An 18,583-nucleotide genomic window follows, 5' to 3' on the forward strand; every position below is an offset into this window, starting at 1 on the left:
CTTAATCCAGCAGCGTCGGCGAGAAATCTTCTTGCCAAGGCAGGCCGTGTTTGTTCAGAGCATCCATGAACGGATCCGGGTCGAACTCTTCGATATTGTGTACACCCGGCTTGTTCCAGATGCCTTTGATAATCATCATTGCCCCGATCATCGCAGGAACGCCGGTAGTGTAGGAAATGGCCTGAGAGCCAACCTCTCTGTAGCACTCTTCGTGATCGCAGACATTGTAGACATAATAGGTTTTGGGCTGGCCGTCTTTGGTGCCCTGAATGATACAGCCGATATTGGTTTTACCTTTGGTTCTTGGTCCCAGGGAAGCCGGGTCAGGCAGAATGGCCTTCAGGAACTGCAAAGGAATAATCTCTTTACCTTCGTAATTAATTGGCTCAATAGAAGTCATGCCGACATTCTCAAGCACCTTCAGGTGAGTCAGATAGTTCTGCGAGAAGGTCATCCAGAAGCGGATCTTCTTCACGCCAGGAATGTTAACTGCCAGGGATTCTAACTCTTCATGGTACAAAAGGTAAATATCCTTCGGGCCGATCTCCGGGAGATCGTATACTTTCTTCTCAGACAGCGGCGCTGTCTCAATCCACTCGCCATTCTCGAAGTAACGTCCGTTCGCAGTAATCTCGCGGATATTAATCTCAGGATTGAAGTTGGTGGCGAAGGGATAACCATGGTCGCCCGCGTTCGCATCTACAATATCAATTGTATGAATCTCGTCAAAATAATGCTTCTGCGCATAAGCCGTGAACACACCGGTTACGCCAGGGTCAAAGCCGCTGCCGAGCAGCGCCGTAATTCCGGCCTTCTCGAATCTTTCCTTGTAAGCCCATTGCCAGGAATATTCGAACTTCGCCGTATCCTGCGGTTCATAGTTCGCTGTATCCACATAGTGCACTCCGGTAGCCAGGCAGGCATCCATGATCGTCAGATCCTGGTAAGGAAGAGCCACATTAATCACGACATCCGGCTGGAAGCTCTTGATCAGCTCAATGACTTCTTCCGTGTTGTCAGCATCCAGCTTGGCCGTAGAAATCTTAGTCAGGCCCCCGTCCAGCTTCTCTTTGAGCGCATCGCACTTCGACACCGTACGGCTGGCAATGCAGATCTCTTCGAATACATCCGGGTTCTGGCAGCATTTATGAACAACAACGCTCGCTACACCGCCAGCGCCAATAATTAACGCTTTTCCCAAAATAATAACCCCCTAATTATGCTTAAGTTATTAGTTATTAGCCTTGCTGCTCTGGAACAGGCTACATCCTATGAAAAATCAACAACGCTGATTATACAGAAACTTTCTTAATAAATCAATAAAATCCGACAAAAACTGTGATCTTCCGTGTAAAATCTGCAGTTTTCTACATTAATACTCTGTAATTCACTTCATTGCACTGAAATCCTTCGTTTTCCTTCGCTTTTAACCTTAACCGAATGGAAAACAGCTTGGGGTCCCGTCCATTTCCAGTGCATCAGGCCAACCGGATAATTATATCACAACAGCGGTGTTGTTCAACTTATTTATTTCAAATTTAAGCAAGGTCAGCCGGACAAAAGTGCCAATGAGACACATAATAATAAATTACCCGTTTTTCGCTGCCATTAACTGATCATTGTAAAGGCCGCCGCCCAGTGTTGACTACTCTGATCCGGTCCATCCTTTTATTATGCGTAACCCGCTCTATCCCATACCTCTGTCGTGCCTAGCCGTTGCGGGATTCGCGGAACCTCATGGCAGACGGCGGCTGTCCGCTGAGCTGCTTGAAGGCTTTGCTGAAATGAAACTCATCGCTGTACCCGCAGGCGGCCGCAATCTCCTTCAGGGTTAGCCTGGTGTACAGCAGCTGCTTCTTCGCATGCTCATAGCGGATTTCACTTAAATACCCTTTGGGACTCTTGTGCAGATATTGCTGAAAAAGACTGCGCATATACGCGGACGATATCCCGTAGCGCACCGCCAGCTGTTGGATCTGCAAGGGTTCACTGTAGCGCCGCTCAAGCTCCTCCTTCATCCGTAAGAACAATTCATAGCCCTGTCCGCGGTCTGGATGGCCGCCATCCTTAGCCTGAAATATTTCGTACAAAAGCTGATAAAGCAGCGCCTGAGTCTTAAGCTGGCTTCCGGGACTTCCGGGAACAAAATCGCTGGCAATGGTGCGGAACAGCTCACCCAGCGCTCTGCCCGGCTCCCTCCCGGGCTTCAGCTGGAACGGCAAGGGCAGTTCATGAAGCGGCTCTACCCTCCCCTGATTGTCCGCAGACGGCGACAACGTATACAGCGAGAGCAGGATCATGGTGATCCGCAAAGGCTCACCGCCTCCGCTGCTCATCTCCAAGGGCAGTCCCGGCCGCAGATAGAACAGCATGTCCGGCGAGACCGGATGCTCCTCGATGTCTGTGCGAAAGACTCCTTCCCCCTCCTGAATCCAGTAAAGACTGTGCACATGTATATTCTGACGGATATCCTTCCAGTGCGGGAAGGTAACCTTGTCATGAATCCAGTGAATATCCATCACCAGATTCTGCGGAATCTCCTCCATGTACAGCTCCTCCGTTTCTCGGCATGCCATTTACCGGAATGAGTTCAATCCGGGCCGGGATATTCGAAGCGTTTTTGACATGCCAATTCTGTTCATTTTACCATGCCACTCCCCTGCATTCATTGCTACACTTAGGACATTAACGGCTGAAATGATGAAGGAGAGAAACCAGATGACTGAAACCCTGTCCACCCCGGCACAAGCCCTGGATTACATGCCCTGGATTGGCCTGTCCGAACAAGAACGCCTTCAGCAGGACCGCCACCAGCAGCAGCTTGCTGCGGATTATCCCTGCACCTTCGGAGAAGCCTGCTTCGTCTCGCCGCAAGCCATCGTGCTGCCGGATCAGCTGGTGCTCGGCGACCGGAGCTACATTGCCGGAGGTGCGATTATCCGCAGCACACGGCTGGTCACGGGCAGCGACTGCTCTATGAACAGCTATAGCATATTGTCAGGCGATATTACCATGGGTAATGGCGTGCGGATCGCTTCCCATGCAAGTCTATACGGCTTCAATCACGGCTATGCTGTGACGGATGTTCCGGTCTTCCGCCAGCCTCTGACAGTCAAGGGCATTGTCATAGGAGATGATGTGTGGATCGGGGCGAATGCCGTGATTCTTGACGGAGTGCGGATCGGGTCGCACAGCATTGTTGCGGCGGGTGCCATCGTGACCCGGGATGTGCCCGCGTACAGCATTGTCGGCGGCAATCCGGCCAGACTGATCCGCAGCCGGCTGGCAGGGGAGGCAGCTGCAACGGCTGAGCCAAGGACAGCCGAGGAGGATTCAGTAATGAGCATTAAGAATAGCATGGACAGGGAGGCGGGAAGTTTGGGCGAAGGTATAGATGAGCAGTTGGCGGACTTCAGCAAGCAGGTGCAGGAGCAGCTAACTTCCCTGCTGGAGTTCTACTCGGAAACGATAGAGGGAGAGAAGCTGTTCCGGGACCGGCCGGGAGCGGGGCGGACCGTACGGGCGTACTGCGACGCTGTGGAGATCGCTGCGATGTTCGGCAGTCTGCCGCCCGGCTGGACCCGGGAGGAGCTTATCGCCAAGCTGCAGGGATTTCAGGACAGCAGCACAGGACTGCTGCCCGATCCCTGGTCTCCGCCCGGAGAGGATGACCAGCCCGCGTTATTATCCGATCATCTCTCCCGGTATCATCTTCTTGCAGCAGGCTACGCGCTGGAGGTGTTAGGATCTGCTCTGCTCTACCCCGTTGCCGTGGCCGAGAATATGGATACCGTGACACTGTACCAGCAGCTGAATAGTCTGCCATGGGCGGACAATGCCTGGGGCGCTGGTGACTGGATCGATTGCTATGCTACCGGCCTGTATCTCAATCTGAAGTCCTTCGGCTCCGGCAAGCGCCCGGATGATCTGTTCGGCTGGCTGGCGACGCATTGCCGCCGGGACTCCGGGCTGTGGGGTCTGCCTACTGCAGAGGAGGGCTGGCTGCAGCCGGTGAACGGCTTTTACCGGCTTACGCGCGCTACCTACGCCCAGTTCGGTCTGCCCCTGCCATACCCGGAGCGCAGCATCGATACTGTGCTGGCCCACAGCAGAGACCGCAGGTTCTTCCGGGCGGAGGTGCTGAATGCCTGCAACGTGCTGGATGTCGTCCACCCGCTCTGGCTCTGCCAGAAGCAGACGGATTACCGCCAGGAAGAGATCCGCGTCTGGGCCGAGAAGATGCTCAGCGAAGTGCTGAAGTTCTGGGTTCCGGAGCGCGGCTTCGCCTTCCAGTTATCCCGGCAGCAGGACACCGGCCTGCAAGGCACGGAGATGTGGTTAAGCATCATCTATTTGTTAGCCGATCTATGCGGCATAAGCGTGTCGCTCGGGTACACTCCAATGGGTGTGCACCGCCCGGACCCGGCCTTCTCGTTATCCGTATAAGCGGGACTGGCGTTCATACGTATGCCAGAACTCGCTCACAAGTAGAAACGGCTGTGTCGTCCTTTAAAGGGCGGTACCGTTTCAGCGAAATGATAAGGATACTGTATAGCGGAGCATATCGATTCTCTTTGAACAAAATCACCCTGCGGGTGAATGAGATTACCTGCGCGACAGCAAATGTATGCTGTTTTCCACATACATTCGGGCCATGCGCCTGCGTGCCACCTCAATGTATGCTGTTTTTCGCATACATTTGGGCCATGCGTCTGCGTGCCACCACAATGTATGCTGTTTTTCACATACATTCGGGCCATGCGTCTGCTTACGAGCACAATGTATACTGTTTTTCACATACATTCGGGCCATGCGCCGTAGCGCCAGCAAATGTATGCTGTTTTTCACATACATTCGGGCCATGCGCCGTAGCGCTAGCCTATTGTATTCGGTTGTGGAAACTATAATTTCCTGAACAAGCGCAAACACCCCGTCATCTCCGCTCGTTCTGAGCAGAGATGACGGGGTGTTGTACGCTTTTACATGCAGCTCCCGAACGACTATTGCCCGAAGCCGACGCGCGGACGTTCGCGCTCCTTGGTCTGCACATCTACCGCCCGGATCGAGGTAATCGGAATGTAGAGGGTCTGATATTCGGTGCTGTATTTCACGAACCTCTCGTCCAGCTCCTCCAGTACGCCTCCCCTAACACTTGTACCATCCAAAAAATGAATATGAACTTCCTGTCCCTTCAGCGCTTCCAGCATGCTCTTCCTCTCCTTCGTCTCACAAATGGGTGATGATCGTGTCAATAATTCCGTACTCCAGTGCCTCCTCAGCCGACATGAAATAATCCCGGTCCATGTCCTTCTCCACCTTCTCCGGCGGCTGACCGGTCCGCTGCGCGGTGATCCCGACAATCTTCTCGCGGATCTGAAGAATACGTCTGGCGCTGATCGCAATATCGCTCGCCTGCCCCTGCGCCCCGCCATGCGGCTGATGGATCATAATCTCGCTGTTCGGCAGGGCCGACCGTTTGCCTGTAGCGCCGGAGAGCAATAGCAGAGAAGCAAACGAAGCGGCAAAACCAGTGCAGATCGTGTTGACTTGAGGTTTAATTACCTGCATCGTATCATAAATCCCGAAGCCTGCGGTAGTCGAACCTCCCGGACTGTTAATGAACATCTGGATATCCTTCTCCGGCTCATCCGCCGCCAGGAACAGCAATTGCGCGATAATGCTATTAGCCAGCCCGTCATCGATCGCCGCACCCACGAATACAATCCGGTCCTTCAGCAGCCGGGAATAAATATCATAGGACCGCTCTCCTCTGGCTGTCTGTTCAATCACATAAGGTATTACGCTCATTCTGGTGTGCCTCCTCTGATCTGTCTTCCTGTGTTGGTGTTGATACCCTGTAAACGGTCAGCCTGCACGAAAAGATACGGAAGCCGGAGGAGAAGCGGAAATAGCGGGAGTGCGTATCTTTTACAATGCGCCGTTCGTTTATATAATAGAAGCAACACAATCCATCGAAGGAGAGGGCTACTATGACGATGCTTGAACATCACCGGACACCGGATACGATAGCTATGGATACAAGACATCTTCAAGAGCTGGGAACAACACTGCAGCGCTACTGCCTGTCGCTCACCCGCTCCCGCTTCGAAGCCGACGATCTGGCGCAGGAGACCTGGGCCAAAGCGCTGGGCTACTGCAAATTCACCATCAGCCCCAATCCCGAAGCCCTGCTGCTGCGGATTGCCAAGAATACCTGGATTGACGCCTCCCGCCGCCAGGGGTCCCTTATTCGCGCGATGCAGCGGTCTGGAGCATCATCAGACCCGGCTTCTGCGGCCGCAGCTCTAGAGGAGCTTTCCGGGCTGGAGCTGACCTTCCAGGCGCTGCTCGCCCATCTCTCGCCGTCACAGCGGACCGCCTGGGTCCTCCGCGATGTGCTGGGGTATTCAGCCGCTGAGTCCGCCGGACTCTTGTCAACCACGGAAGGAGCGGTCAAAGCAGCGCTGCACCGTGCACGCCAGGCTTTGAGCAGGGTCCGGGAAGAGCTGATCCAGCATGAAGGCCCCGCTCTACCGCAGGATGCCGATTACCGGGGGTATCTGCGGGCGTTGGCTGAGGCCTATGAGCAAGGGCAGATTCCAGTATTGCTGGAGTTGCTCCGCCAGGAGAACGCCGGGGAGACAGCATCTGCTGTAAGCACCTTTACAGTTCAGGCCGTGTATTCCATGTATACAGACAACGCGAGATACGCCTATACCCAGGGAGCACCTGCGTACGGTGAGCTTCGGATGGCTGCATAATACGGATGAATGGAGCAGTGGCTCTGACTATAACTTAGGAGAGTGATTCCATGAAGAAGGTGCTTGTGCTTGGAGGAACGAGATTTTTCGGCAAAAGACTGGTGGAGCTGCTGCTCCAGGACCAGGACAGCGAGGTCACCATTCTGACCCGGGGGATCGCTGAGGATACTTTCGGTGAGCGTGTCAAGCGGCTGGCCGTGGACCGGACGGATGAAGCGGCGCTTGAACGGGCTGTAGGAGATACCGAATGGGATATCGTATATGATAATATTTGCTTCTCGCCGGATGAGGCAGCGGCGGCTGGGCGGATCTGGGCGGGACGGACCAAGCGGTATATCCTGACTTCCAGCTTGTCGGTGTACGATCCGCAACCGGAGGCGCTGGCTGAAACGGACTTCGATCCTTGGCATTATCCGCTGAAGTCTGGCGGGAAAGCGGATGTCAGTTACCAGGAAGGCAAAAGGCAAGCCGAAGCAGTTCTGCTCCAGACAGCGGATTTCCCGGTGGCTGCGGTACGCTTTCCGATTGTGCTGGGCACGGATGATTATACGCGCCGGCTGCATTTTCACATCGAGCATGTTCTGGCGGGTCAACCGGTGGGCATCCCTAATCCGCAGGCGGAGATCTCGTTCATCCGTTCGGACGAAGCGGCTGATTTCCTGCATTGGCTAGGCCGGGAGGGCTCAGCCGTCACGGGGCCGGTGAATGCCTGCTCCGACGGAACCCTCACCATTGGCAGCGTCATCTCCATCATTGAAGAGATTACCGGACTGACGGCAGTCATCCGGGACGACGCCGCTGAAGCGGATCAATCTCCTTTTGGGATACCAGCATCCTGGTTCATGGATACGGCAAAAGCCCGCAGTGCGGGCTTCAGCTTCCTGTCCTTATCAGAGTGGTTCCCGGAGCTGGTCTCGTCGCTGACCCATTCACTTCGCAAGGACCAGTAGCTCCTGCTCCAGCTCTTTGGAGATTTCTTTCTGCGGTTCGTTCACAAGTGTACTCTGACCGGGTGCAGGCTTATCCTGCACCGGTATTCCCGCAGGCAGGGGCTGGTGAATTCCGGCTTCTGCCCTTTTGTCTGACTGTTGCGTGAGGTTCGTATGCATCTCCTGCTGCGGGTTGGGCTGGATTTCCGCGGCTGTCTCCGCTTCCTGCTGCTCTTCCGGTTCCTGCACCCTTCCGCGAAGCGTTCGAGCTGCATGTGCTGAACTTACACCTGAATCTGAAACGGAATCTGGGTCTGGCTCTAGCTCAGACGCTACTCCAAGCTCGAATCCGGCCTCAAAAGCCTCCGGTATTTTGAACACATTGATCTCCCGGAACAGCCGCTGTGAGATTTCATTAATCTCCCCGGCCTGCCTGGCAATGTCGCTGATGGCCTGATCCTGCTGGGTGCTGGAAGCGTTAACCTCCTGAACTCCGGCCGCCGTCTGCTCAGCTACAGCCGCAACAGAATGTACAGATTCGGCAAGCCGCGAATTGAGGACACTGGTCTGTTCCACCTTAAGGTGAATTTGCCCGATCTGTGTGCTGATGCCTGTAATCGATTCGTCGATCGCGGCGAAGGAAGCCAGGGTCTGTTCCACCTGATGGTCCTGCTGCTCCAGACGGTCCCGGGTCTCCATCATATGTCCCTGGAAATCAGCCATACCGGCCTCAAGCTCCTGAATAATCCTGCTGATATGCACCGAGGAGCCATTCGTCTGGACGGACAGCTGGCGCACTTCATCGGCAATCACGGCGAAGCCTTTGCCTGCTGCCCCGGCCCTGGCCGCTTCAATCGCGGCGTTCAACGAGAGAATATTCGTCTGCTTCGAGATTTCGGTAATCGAATGGGTAATGCGCGAGATATCCTTGGACTGGCTCACCAGCTTGTCCAGCGCCCCGTAGACCTTGCTGATGGACACCCGGGAATCCTGCGAGCTCTGGCGCAGCGCCGTAACGGTCTCCGAGCCCAGCTGTCTGTTCCGGTTAGCGGCTTCACTCGTAGTCAGCATCACATCGGTATAGTCAGTAATCTCCCGTACCCCGGAGGCCACCTCCACCAGGAGCTGCGTGCTCTGCTCCGACTGGCTGGCCTGCTGGTCTGCTCCAAGCGAAATCTCCTGTATGGTTCTGACAATATTCTGGTTCGTATGCGCTGTAACCGCCGAAGACCCCTGAAAAGATTGCGCGTAATCGGCAAGCGACCCCGCCGCAGACAACGTCTGCCGCAGCATCCCCTGTACCCTGCTGACCATATGGTCGAAATGATGGCTCAGCTGTCCCAGCTCGTCATTGTATGGGGAGTTAATCTGCTGCCGCAGATCGCCATCCGCGATCTGTCTGAGCGCGGCCTGCAGCTTGCGTACCGGGGTGAGGAACGAGCGGATCAGCAGCCAGGCGAGCATCAGCAGGAACAGGGACACTGCGATCGCAGCATACGTCACGATGGATACCGTATCATCCAGCAGGGCGAAGGAGACATTCTGCGCCTGTTCGGCATTTTTGGCAGCGGCGGTGTACAGCTTCCCGTTCGTCTTCAGCATGTCCTGATTCAATGCGAGCGCCTTCGTATGTATACCATCGATTTTCTCCAAAACACTTAGCGGGTCAAGGGTCTCGTCCGACATCACAGTTACCAGTTCCTTGGTTAGAGTGCCGTATTCTGCGGCCTGCGCAGTCAACAGCTTAAAGCTCGCGGATGCAGGCGTGCCCTGTTCAAAATTCACCCTGGCGAGTTCGGCAGACAACTGCTGCTGCTTCTCCTGTAAAGATTCTGCCTGCTCCAGGTCGCTGGATTCCGCCAAGGAAGTCTCGGCACGGTTCAGCTCCTGCAGCTGCTGGGTGATGGTTGAGACCGTGATTCTATTCTCCATTTCGCTCTTCTGCCGTTCCATGGACAGCTCGACCTGCTTGATTTTATGTCCCTGGTACACAGCCACGCCCAGAAAAATAAGTGTAATCGCCGAGAAACTCAAGATCAGCTTCCATTTCATCGAAAAGTGCAGCGGCTTCCCCTTCAAAAGTATCATCCCTTCATATCAAGCCTGATTATGCAATAGGTATATTATGCTAATAACCTCATTGTAAAAGCCGGATATTAATTACTCTCTCAAGTTGTGTATGCGCAGCGTAAAGAATGTGTTGCGAAAGTGTTAACAAAGCGGCAAAATTTAAGGGAAACGGAGGATGTTGCACAAATTGCAGCATTAATACCATACATACCGCCGGAATGGCAGGATTGTTGCAAAAAATGCAGGAATGTCGCCGCCTAGCCACTTAGAGAAGAGGGAATGCTGCCTTTTGTGCAATATTTTTAGAATTGGATTAGTTTAATAAGGGAGAAGTTGTATAATGTGCAGAATTTGGATCAGGAAGAGAGCAACGGGTTAACGTCAGAAGGGAGTGAACACTAACTATGATCATTGAAAATAGGCTTGCAGCTACAACGAGGGAAGAATTAAGAAATTGGCTGATGGCGAACAGTACCACAGAGTGCTCTTGCTGGGCAGAGGTCAGTCTGAAGCCGCTCCCGGGGACAATACTGTACCTTGACGCCGTGGAAGAAGCGCTGTGCTTCGGCTGGATCGACGGGGTGAAGAAGGTGAATGCTGAAGGCAAGCTGATGCAACGGCTGTCTCCACGCAGCAAGCGGAGTTCATGGACTGAGCTTAATAAGGAGCGCGTGCGAAGGCTGGAGAAGCTGGGGCTGATGCGCGGCGAGGGACGGCGATGCCTGCCTGATATGAATGTCGGAGCTTTTCGAATCGATCCTGTGATTGAACAGAGATTGAAGGAGGACGAGCAGGTGTACCGCCATTTCCTGGCCTTTCCGGCGCTGTATCAGCGGGTGCGGATCGACACCATTCAGAGCTATATCCGCCAGCCGGAGCTGTTCGAACGCAGATTGGACAAATTCATCGAGAATACCCGCGTGAACAAAATGTACGGAGAGTGGCATGACAACGGGCGTCTGCTGGATTATTAGTTCTGGGGGTGCTTTTTTGGGGACAAGTTACAAAATAAAATTCCAATCTATATCGTTGGAAAAACGTATCTTATAGTTGGTCCTTTGGAGTGTGCCCGCTTCCGCCCCTGAACAAGTACCTAAAAGTCCAACTGCTTCCTGAGGGTGGGGCTGATGCAGACGGTGAGGCTGGGGCTAGTGGTGAGCCCGGGGCTGAGGCTAGTACAGATAACTATGTTGATGCTGATGCAGCTACTGGTCCAGGCGCTGGCGCAAACGTTGACGCTAGTGCGGACATAGTGCAGATATCTAGTGCGGGTGTATGCGGAAAAACGATTACATTGAGGTGGTACGCAGGCGCATGGCCCGAATATATGTGAAAAACAACATATATTGTGGTGGCACGCAGGCGCATGGCCCGAATGTATGTGAAAAACAGCATACATTGTGGTGGCACGCAGACGCATGGCCCGAATATATGTGAAAAACAGCATACATTGTGGTGGCACGCAGGCGCATGGCCCGAATGTATGTGAAAAACAACATACATTGTAGTGGCACGCAGGCGCATGACCCGAATGTATGTGAAAAACAACATACATTGTGGTGACATGCAGGCGCATGGCCCGAATGTATGTGAAAAACAGCATACATTCTCGCTGCCCGAAGGCGATCGGGGCAAATGTGTGCGGAAAACAGAACACATTTACTGTTAATGTTACTGGCGTGGAGCAGACGCTGGCGCAACAGCCATCCCCATCCCCATGCCCTGCCCATGCCGCTCCCTCCGCCTGTAATCGCTCAAGTTAAGCGATTCACTTCCAAATCAGGACCATCCGTTGGACGGGTGGTCCTGATTTCGCATGTTTCACGCACTCAACTGGCTAAAGGCATAAAAAAACCATAACAGGCCCCCTTAACCGGGGACCTGCCCACACCTTACCGCCGCCGCTCACTCACTCCCGGCGGTACACCCAGCCGCCGGCCTGGCACAGCGCCGTCAGCGCAAGCCCGGCCGCGCCGGTGCCGGGGCGGCGGATCAGCGCCAGATCCGCCGGCGCTCCTGGGGCCAGGCCCGCGGCCGCCGGCAGGGCCATGAAGCCTGCCGGATGCACGGACGCCATGTCCCAGGCGTCCGGCAGGCTGGCCAGGCCCGCGGCGCTGAGGCGCGCGATGTGGCGCAGCAGCATCTGCGCCGAGCCCGCCAGCAGCCCGGGCTCGCCGGCGAGATGCAGCCGGCCCGCCGGGGTCAGCACGACACGGCCGCCGACCGGCGTGTCGTAGCTGCCGGGCGCAAGCCCGGCGAGGGCAACGGCATCGCTGACCAGCAGTGCCCGCCGGCCCTTGACCTTCATCGCCACCTTCAGCACCTCATCCGGGAGGTGGAAGCCGTCGGCGATCAAGGTGCACCACAGCGCCTCTTCGGCGAGCTGGGTCCACAGATAGTTCGGATGGCGCGGCAGCATAGCATGGGCACCATTGCCCAGATGCGTGGACAGCCGCGCTCCGGCGGCAACCGCCCCGGCAATCTGCGCGGTATCCGCTGACGTATGCCCGATGGAGACCGTCACTCCCTGCCGTACGCAGTGGCGGATGAATTCCGCGCTCCCCTCCCATTCGGGGGACAGCGTCACAATGGAGATTCGTCCGCCCGAAGCCTCCTGCCACTGGTCGAACAAGGCCGTATCCGGCGGACGGATATGCTCCAGCGCATGTGCCCCGCGCGGCCCGTCCTCCGGCGAGAGGAACGGGCCTTCCAGATGGATGCCCTTGATCGTCGCCGCGCTGGCCTCATCCTCGTCACAGGCCCGGGCAATCGCCCGCATCGCTCCGAGAATAGTATACGGGGCGCCGGTAATTACAGTCGGGTAGAAGGCCGTTATCCCCTCCCGCCACACCGCGCGGACCGCCTTCTTGACATCCTCTGCACCCAGTGCCGGATGATTGAAATCATATCCGCCATAGCCGTTGATCTGCAGATCCACCAGGCCCGGCGCAACCATTGACAGCTCCGCCCGTTCCTCCAGCGTCAGTTCCGTATCAAGAGGTTCAATTGCAGCAATGAAGCCCTCCTGCAGCGTAATGCGGACCGGTTCGCCTGTCCGGTAATGCAGCGCGTCAATGTTCATGAGAGGACCGCCCCGAAGGAGTCGGTGTCCACGAACATCCGGCAATCCCCGTGCTCGCGCAAGATCGTGGACGGACATGCCGTAGAGACAGATTCATGCAGCGTGCGGGTAACCGCGCCGCGCTTGGAAGCGCCCGGCACCATGCAGAACAGCCATTGCGCGGACAGCAGGACCGGAATCGTCAACGTCAAGGCCTGCTGCGGCACTTCCGCCAGGCTGGGGAAGCACCCGTCATTCACCTGCTGGTTCCGGCAGACCTCATCCAGTACCACCAGCTTCACAGGAAGCGGGTCATTGAAATCTGCCACGGGCGGATCATTGAAGGCCAGGTGACCATTCTCCCCGATGCCGAGGCAGACGATATCGATCGGCGCTTCCGCCAGCAGCCGTCCGTAACGCTTGCATTCGGCTTCCGGGCTGGCGGCAGGGTTCAGATAATGGACCGTTCCCGGCAAAACCTTGCCGAACAGCGCCTCCCTGAGGAAGCTGCCGAAGCTCTGCGGCGAGCCTGCCGGCAGGCCGATATATTCATCCATATGGAACGCAGTAATCCGGCTCCAGTCCAAATCCGGCGCAGCGGCAAGCTCCGCAAGAAATTCATTCTGGGAGGGTGCAGCGGCGAACACGATCCGCACCTGTGCCTTGGAGGCCAGCAGCGCCCGGATGGCCGCCGCTGCCTCACGCCCGGCAGCAGCTCCGAGCTGTGAGCGGTTCTTGTATACACGGACAAGCATAGCACCTGACAGTTCTGTATGAATCGGTTTGATGTTCAGCATGGGTAGTGCCTCCTTGTGCCTGATGTCTGTGCAGACCGGCTGCCTTCCTCCCCCCGGAACTCTCCGGGCGTAGTGCCTGTATGCAGCTTGAAGAGCTTCGTGAAATAGCTTTTATTCTCATATCCAAGCTGCTCCGCTACCTGCTCCACACTTTGCGGAGACTGGTCCAGCCATTCCTTGGCCTGCTCCATTTTGGTATGGGTGACATAGTGGATGAAGCTCATTCCGGTTTCTTTTTTGAACAGGCGGCTGAAATAGCTCGAATTCAAATGCGTGTATTCCGCCACCTCCTCCAGCGTGATTTTACGGTTCAGATGGCGGTCTACATACTGCTTCACCTTCTTGATCTCATCCCGGCGGGTCTCCTGGTACATCTCCCGGATCACCGGCAGGCGTTCGCTGAAGAACTGCTGAGACCATTCCTCCAGGTGATCGATATGATCAATGGCCGTCAGGGTATCATGCAGAAGCTCCAGGGAAAAGGTGGACTGGTATTGCTGGCGGGCCATCAGCCGCATCTGGTTATCGTAGAGCAGCTTGAGCATCCACTCCTTCACCTGTCGCGGTGCATAACGTCTGGCCCGGATGGTATTCATCCATTTCGACAGCAAGGCCGCAAGCCTGTCCGCCGCTTCCTCCAGGAAGGCCTCACGGATCTCCTGCGAGGCTTCGGCATAATAGAGGAACAGATCCTCCTCCGTGAACGGCGGGAGCGTCTTCAGGCCGTTCAGCTCTCCCGGCTTCAGATAGAAGGCATATTCGCGGCCTTGGCTAAGCAGATCAATAATACCCTCCCGGAAATGCCCGCCGCCCGCCGGTATACACAAATATTGAAAGGAAGCCTTAACCCCCGGCAGCGCTTGAATGGCGGAACGCAGCCTGCCCAGCATGGAGATATGGCCTGAATCCGCTCCATTGCCCATACCGCCGCTGAAGACCAGCACACAATCGCGGCCGCTGTAGGGCAGGCACACAGCAGCGGTATCCTCCTGCCGCACGGCTTCGGCGGCGGATTCCACCCATGACATTAGCGCAAGCTCCTCCGGTTCGCTCTCCCCGGCGTTGCCGCTGATCCGGCAGAGCACGGCTACATGGGCCGTGAGATCCGGCATAATTCCCAGCTCGGCGGCGTCTGCCCGCCATTCGCTGTCCGGCAGCTCGCGGGCAGCGATGCGCCGCAGCACACTTTGCTTCAGCAGCACCTTCTGATGCTCGGCCATGCTTTTCCACTTCAGCGTCTGGGCTTTGTCCGCATCCCTGCGGCGCAGGTCCTCACACAGCTCCCGCAGCAGCCCGGTAATCAGCTCGCGGCTGATCATTTCCTTCAGAATATAGTCGCTCACCATCAGCTTCACCGCCTGCTGGGCGTACGTGAAGTCATCCATGCAGGACAGCACCACCACACGCAGCTCTTCGCTGCGCAGCTTCAGCTCGCGGATCAGCTCCAGACCATCCATATAGGGCATGCCAATATCCGTAATGACAATATCGGGCATATCAGCCTGTGCCTTCTCCAGGGCAACCAGACCATTCTTGCAGGCCGAATGCAGCGTTAATCCAAGCTCGTCCCAGGGAATCATTGCCGAGAGAAAGTCCAGTACCGGCTGATCATCATCCACCAGCATTACGCTATACATCGCTTCCACGCTCCCTTTCATAGCCTTGATCCGGAATCTCTTCAGGCAGCACGAACCGGAAGGTCGTCCCTTGTCCGGGCAGGCTGTCAATCGTGATCTGGAAGGCAACACCGTAAGTCAGATACAGCCGCTCATAGACATTGGACATGCCGATATGGGCCAGTCTGCTGGACGGCATCGCTTCCTTCTCTTGCCATTCAGAGCTTAACTCGGCACGCAGGCGGTTTAAGGTTACCTCATCCATCCCCTGCCCGTTGTCTTCAATCTCGATGAGCAGCCGGTGATCCTGCGTCCGGGTCCGGATCAGAATACGTCCGCTCTCCTGATGCAGACCATGAATGTAGGCATTCTCGATGACCGGCTGCAGCAGGAACCGGGGGATCTTCACGCCTAGGCTCTCCGAAGTACAATCGGTATCCAGCGACACCTCCTCGGACTGGCGGAAATTCAGCAGCTCCACATAACTCCTGACAATATGCAGCTCATCATGCAGGGTAGTGTACTCATCCCGCTGTTGAATGGTCATCCGCAGCAGCCGGGAGAGCGAGAACAGCAGCTCCGCATTCTCCTCATCGCCCCGCATCATGATGCGCAGGCGGATCGAATTCAGAATATTGAACAGGAAATGGGGATTGATCTGCGATTGCAGCATTGCCAGCTCGGCCTTGCGCTTCTGCGCCTGCTCCACCTTGATCTGGATAATCATCCGTTCCACCCGGTCCAGCATATGGTCGAAGGACTTGCCCAGCCGTCCGATCTCATCATAGCCGCGGACGCCTGAGCGGATGCCCAGCTCTCCCCGGTCCACCCGCGCCGCCACCTGATCCAGCCGGATCACCGGCTTGGTGAACTGCCTTACCAGCAACACCAGGATCAGCAGGAAAAAAGCGCCCGATACGATCTGCACGGCACTGCTCCAGCGGTGGGTCGCACTGATCTGGCTCACGGCCTCACGGTATGGCGCCAGGCTGACAATCCGGTAATTCCCGTAAGGAATCTCCAGGCTGCTCAGCAGATATTGCTCGCCCCGGTAATCCATAAACCCCGAACCTTCTGAATGCTTCACAGCATCCATAAGCGCGAACGGCTGGCCCAGCCGGGTCTTGTCCCTGGCGGCAAGAACGGTTCCGTCAGGCGCAATCAGCAGCGTCTCCTGTCCCTGCCCGTTGTCATTAAAAATCTGACTGATCCGGCTCTCCCCAATACTGATCACCAAGGTAGCATAGGTTGAATTGGAGGACAGCTTGAGATTCCTGGCAATGGTCAGCACCTGCGGGCTGCTTGGAGCAGCAGTCGGGATATAGTTAGCAAGCACACCCGCCCAATATAGCTCGAAGGCAGGCTGCCGGCGGGCTTGTTCCATCCAGGGCTGCCTCAGCAGTGCCCCGACATCCAGCTTGGCGTAAGCATAGTTTGAATAATATTGTCCATCTGAGGTGAGAACGGTGACGAACGTTTTTTCCATCATGGAGGTGACACTGTTCAGCTTGTCCGTCACCTCTTTGAAATCGAGAATATGCTTGGCGGTATCAGGCTCGTGCAGCTTGCTGCGCTGCCAGTTTTCTTTGAGAATAAGAGTGATGCCGGGGTCGAACTGGATATAATTCGCCACCAGCACCATATTGCTGAGAAGGTTAGAGATATATAGACTCTCCTGCTCCAGCGAACGGCGTTCATTCTGAATCACCTGGGAGCGGAGGATATGCTCGGTGTAGGAATTGGAGATATACAAGGTAATAGAGGCGGGAAGCAGCAGACAGAGCAGAGAAGCGACGAGCAGCTTATTGCGAAAACCGAGTCTCCATCCTCTAGGCAGCAATGGCAATCCTCCTTCACAATCAGACTATCGTTTTCTATGCCTCTATCATATCAGCTTTCCGCCTCCAGCAGCTCATTTCAATCTATTATTTCCGGTAAAAGAGGGCTGTTCAGCGCTTCCAATTTTTACTTGTTGGCGTCTACTATCTTCTGCAGCTCAGCCTGCGCCTTCTTGATGGTAGTCTCCAGATCCTGCTGTTTCAGGATGTACAGCTCCGTTTCTTTGGTAAAGGCTGTTTCCAGCTCGCCTTGATAGGTCGGCGGCACGCTGAGCGGTGCGGGCTTGGCATTCTTAATCACATAGGCCAGTGAGGCTTCGTCAATCTTGTCGGGGCTCATGGCACCCGATTTGACGCCGGCAATGAACTTGTCCACATCCTGCTTCTTCCACGCGGAATATACATTCTGCATCTGCTCGCCCTCTGTGGAGTACCAGCGGATGAAATCATAGGCTTCCTGCTGATGTCCCGACTTCTCCAGGATGCCTACATAGTTGCCGTTGGCAATGCTGACTCCCGCAGGTTGTCCGGCACTATTGGACGGCATCGGAGCGAACGCGGTGGTGAACGTAGCCGGGAATTCTTCCGACCCGCCTGCTTCGCCGATCATCCAGTTGCCGGTCACGATCATCGCGGCATGTCCGGTGAAGAACTCCGAGCGGTACGCAAGCTTCTGGGAGATGGTGTCGGCATACGGCACCGCTACTCCCGAGGCCTCTGCCTTGCTGCGCAGCTCCAGGGACTGGCGGATCCCCGCACTGTCGATATTCACGATACCATTGTTGACCAGATTATTGTCCTTCTCCTGGTTGATGACGGCCAGCTCCCAGTACATGGCCCAGGTATGGAAATACGTACCGAAGGTCTTGGACGGCCCGGTGCCGCTGGTCAGCTTGGCTGCGTAATCAAGGTAATCGTCCCAGCTCCAATCGGTGGGAACGGCTAAGCCTGCCGCATCCAGCTTGTCCTTGTTCAGCAGGACGAAATAATTCTCCAGCGTATCCGGAAGTGCATATACCTTGCCGTCAACGGACGGATCAACCGTATACTCGTCTGTCAGCGTAATGCCTTCCTTGCTGATCAGGTCATTCAGCGGAGCCAGCAGTCCGAGTCCGGCACGCTGTGAATAGTCAGTTGCCCCCGGCATGAATACCACATCCAGGTTCTCGCCGGATGCGACGAGCAGATCCAGCTTCTTCATCCCGGCAACCGAATCGCCGTTGTCAGCCAGCTCCACGTATTCCAGTGTAATTCCCGGATGGGAATCCTCGTACGCCTGCAGAATCGGTTCCATATCCGCCGCAGGCGACCAGTTGGCGACTTTGATCGTTACCGGTTCTGCGGAAGGTGCAGCACTCTCCCCCGCCTCCGGTGCAGCCGTGCTGCCGGAAGTGGGAGTTGCACCATTGGTGTTGTTTGAATTGCCGCAGCCCGCCAGGGCTACCAGAAGCACGATGATCCATACCAGAGCGAACACATTCTTTTTCATAACTAACACCCCTTCTAATGTG

General features: G+C 55.8%; 12 protein-coding genes and 2 pseudogenes. 4 read left to right on the forward strand and 10 right to left on the reverse strand.

Features of this window, described 5'->3' with window-relative positions; genetic code table 11:
- Position 1: 1 nt before the first annotated feature.
- Together MKY96_RS18010 and MKY96_RS18015 are read right to left on the reverse strand one after the other, a co-directional pair.
- On the reverse strand, positions 2-1,201 hold the full coding sequence (locus MKY96_RS18010) for a saccharopine dehydrogenase family protein (protein ID WP_036702452.1): 1,200 nt from the start codon (positions 1,199-1,201) through the stop codon (positions 2-4).
- Positions 1,202-1,709: 508 nt separating this feature from the next.
- Positions 1,710-2,546: an AraC family transcriptional regulator gene (locus MKY96_RS18015; protein WP_340942083.1), complete on the reverse strand. Its 837-nt coding sequence runs from the start codon at positions 2,544-2,546 to the stop codon at positions 1,710-1,712.
- A gap of 577 nt (positions 2,547-3,123) precedes the next feature.
- On the opposite strand from MKY96_RS18015, the pseudogene MKY96_RS33955 reads away from it, so the two are divergent.
- Positions 3,124-3,282: pseudogene (locus MKY96_RS33955) on the forward strand (DapH/DapD/GlmU-related protein); the annotation flags it as partial.
- Between the two features lie 1,718 nt (positions 3,283-5,000).
- On the opposite strand, the gene MKY96_RS18025 reads toward MKY96_RS33955, so the two are convergent.
- The gene (locus MKY96_RS18025) at positions 5,001-5,207 is read right to left on the reverse strand and encodes a hypothetical protein (protein WP_340942085.1); all 207 of its coding nucleotides are present in this window, start codon (positions 5,205-5,207) and stop codon (positions 5,001-5,003) included.
- A 19-nt stretch (positions 5,208-5,226) separates the two neighbouring features.
- Positions 5,227-5,814 (reverse strand): annotated as a pseudogene (locus tag MKY96_RS18030) (ATP-dependent Clp protease proteolytic subunit); the annotation flags it as partial.
- A gap of 176 nt (positions 5,815-5,990) precedes the next feature.
- Here MKY96_RS18030 and MKY96_RS18035 point away from each other — a divergent pair.
- Both MKY96_RS18035 and MKY96_RS18040 read left to right on the forward strand, forming a co-directional pair.
- Positions 5,991-6,761 (forward strand): RNA polymerase sigma factor, encoded by a 771-nt coding sequence (locus tag MKY96_RS18035; protein ID WP_340942086.1) that lies wholly within the window; start codon positions 5,991-5,993, stop codon positions 6,759-6,761.
- A gap of 50 nt (positions 6,762-6,811) precedes the next feature.
- Positions 6,812-7,711, forward strand: a complete 900-nt coding sequence (locus MKY96_RS18040) for an NAD-dependent epimerase/dehydratase family protein (protein WP_340942089.1) — start codon at positions 6,812-6,814, stop codon at positions 7,709-7,711.
- Here the strand turns inward: MKY96_RS18040 and MKY96_RS18045 are convergent.
- Complete coding sequence (locus tag MKY96_RS18045; RefSeq protein ID WP_340942091.1) at positions 7,691-9,742, reverse strand: methyl-accepting chemotaxis protein; 2,052 nt, start codon at positions 9,740-9,742, stop codon at positions 7,691-7,693. The genes MKY96_RS18040 and MKY96_RS18045 overlap by 21 nt on opposite strands.
- 422 nt (positions 9,743-10,164) lie before the next feature.
- Between MKY96_RS18045 and MKY96_RS18050 the strand changes: the two genes are divergently transcribed.
- Positions 10,165-10,734, forward strand: coding sequence for a YdeI/OmpD-associated family protein (locus MKY96_RS18050; protein ID WP_340942093.1), 570 nt, complete (start codon positions 10,165-10,167; stop codon positions 10,732-10,734).
- Between the two features lie 935 nt (positions 10,735-11,669).
- On the opposite strand, the gene MKY96_RS18055 is transcribed toward MKY96_RS18050, so the two are convergent.
- The 5 genes from MKY96_RS18055 to MKY96_RS18075 form a co-directional block, all read right to left on the reverse strand.
- The gene (locus MKY96_RS18055) at positions 11,670-12,842 is read right to left on the reverse strand and encodes an N-acetylglucosamine-6-phosphate deacetylase (protein ID WP_340942094.1); all 1,173 of its coding nucleotides are present in this window, start codon (positions 12,840-12,842) and stop codon (positions 11,670-11,672) included.
- On the reverse strand, positions 12,839-13,618 hold the full coding sequence (locus MKY96_RS18060) for a glucosamine-6-phosphate deaminase (RefSeq protein WP_340942095.1): 780 nt from the start codon (positions 13,616-13,618) through the stop codon (positions 12,839-12,841). Before MKY96_RS18060 ends, MKY96_RS18055 begins: the two co-directional genes overlap by 4 nt.
- Positions 13,612-15,255: a response regulator transcription factor gene (locus MKY96_RS18065; protein WP_340942098.1), complete on the reverse strand. Its 1,644-nt coding sequence runs from the start codon at positions 15,253-15,255 to the stop codon at positions 13,612-13,614. Before MKY96_RS18065 ends, MKY96_RS18060 begins: the two co-directional genes overlap by 7 nt.
- Positions 15,248-17,074, reverse strand: coding sequence for a cache domain-containing sensor histidine kinase (locus MKY96_RS18070; RefSeq protein ID WP_340942099.1), 1,827 nt, complete (start codon positions 17,072-17,074; stop codon positions 15,248-15,250). Before MKY96_RS18070 ends, MKY96_RS18065 begins: the two co-directional genes overlap by 8 nt.
- 125 nt (positions 17,075-17,199) lie before the next feature.
- Positions 17,200-18,561, reverse strand: a complete 1,362-nt coding sequence (locus tag MKY96_RS18075; protein WP_340942101.1) for an ABC transporter substrate-binding protein — start codon at positions 18,559-18,561, stop codon at positions 17,200-17,202.
- Positions 18,562-18,583: the final 22 nt, after the last annotated feature.

The sequence above is a fragment of the Paenibacillus sp. FSL R7-0302 genome (genome assembly GCF_038006885.1).
GTDB lineage: Bacteria > Bacillota > Bacilli > Paenibacillales > Paenibacillaceae > Paenibacillus_AQ.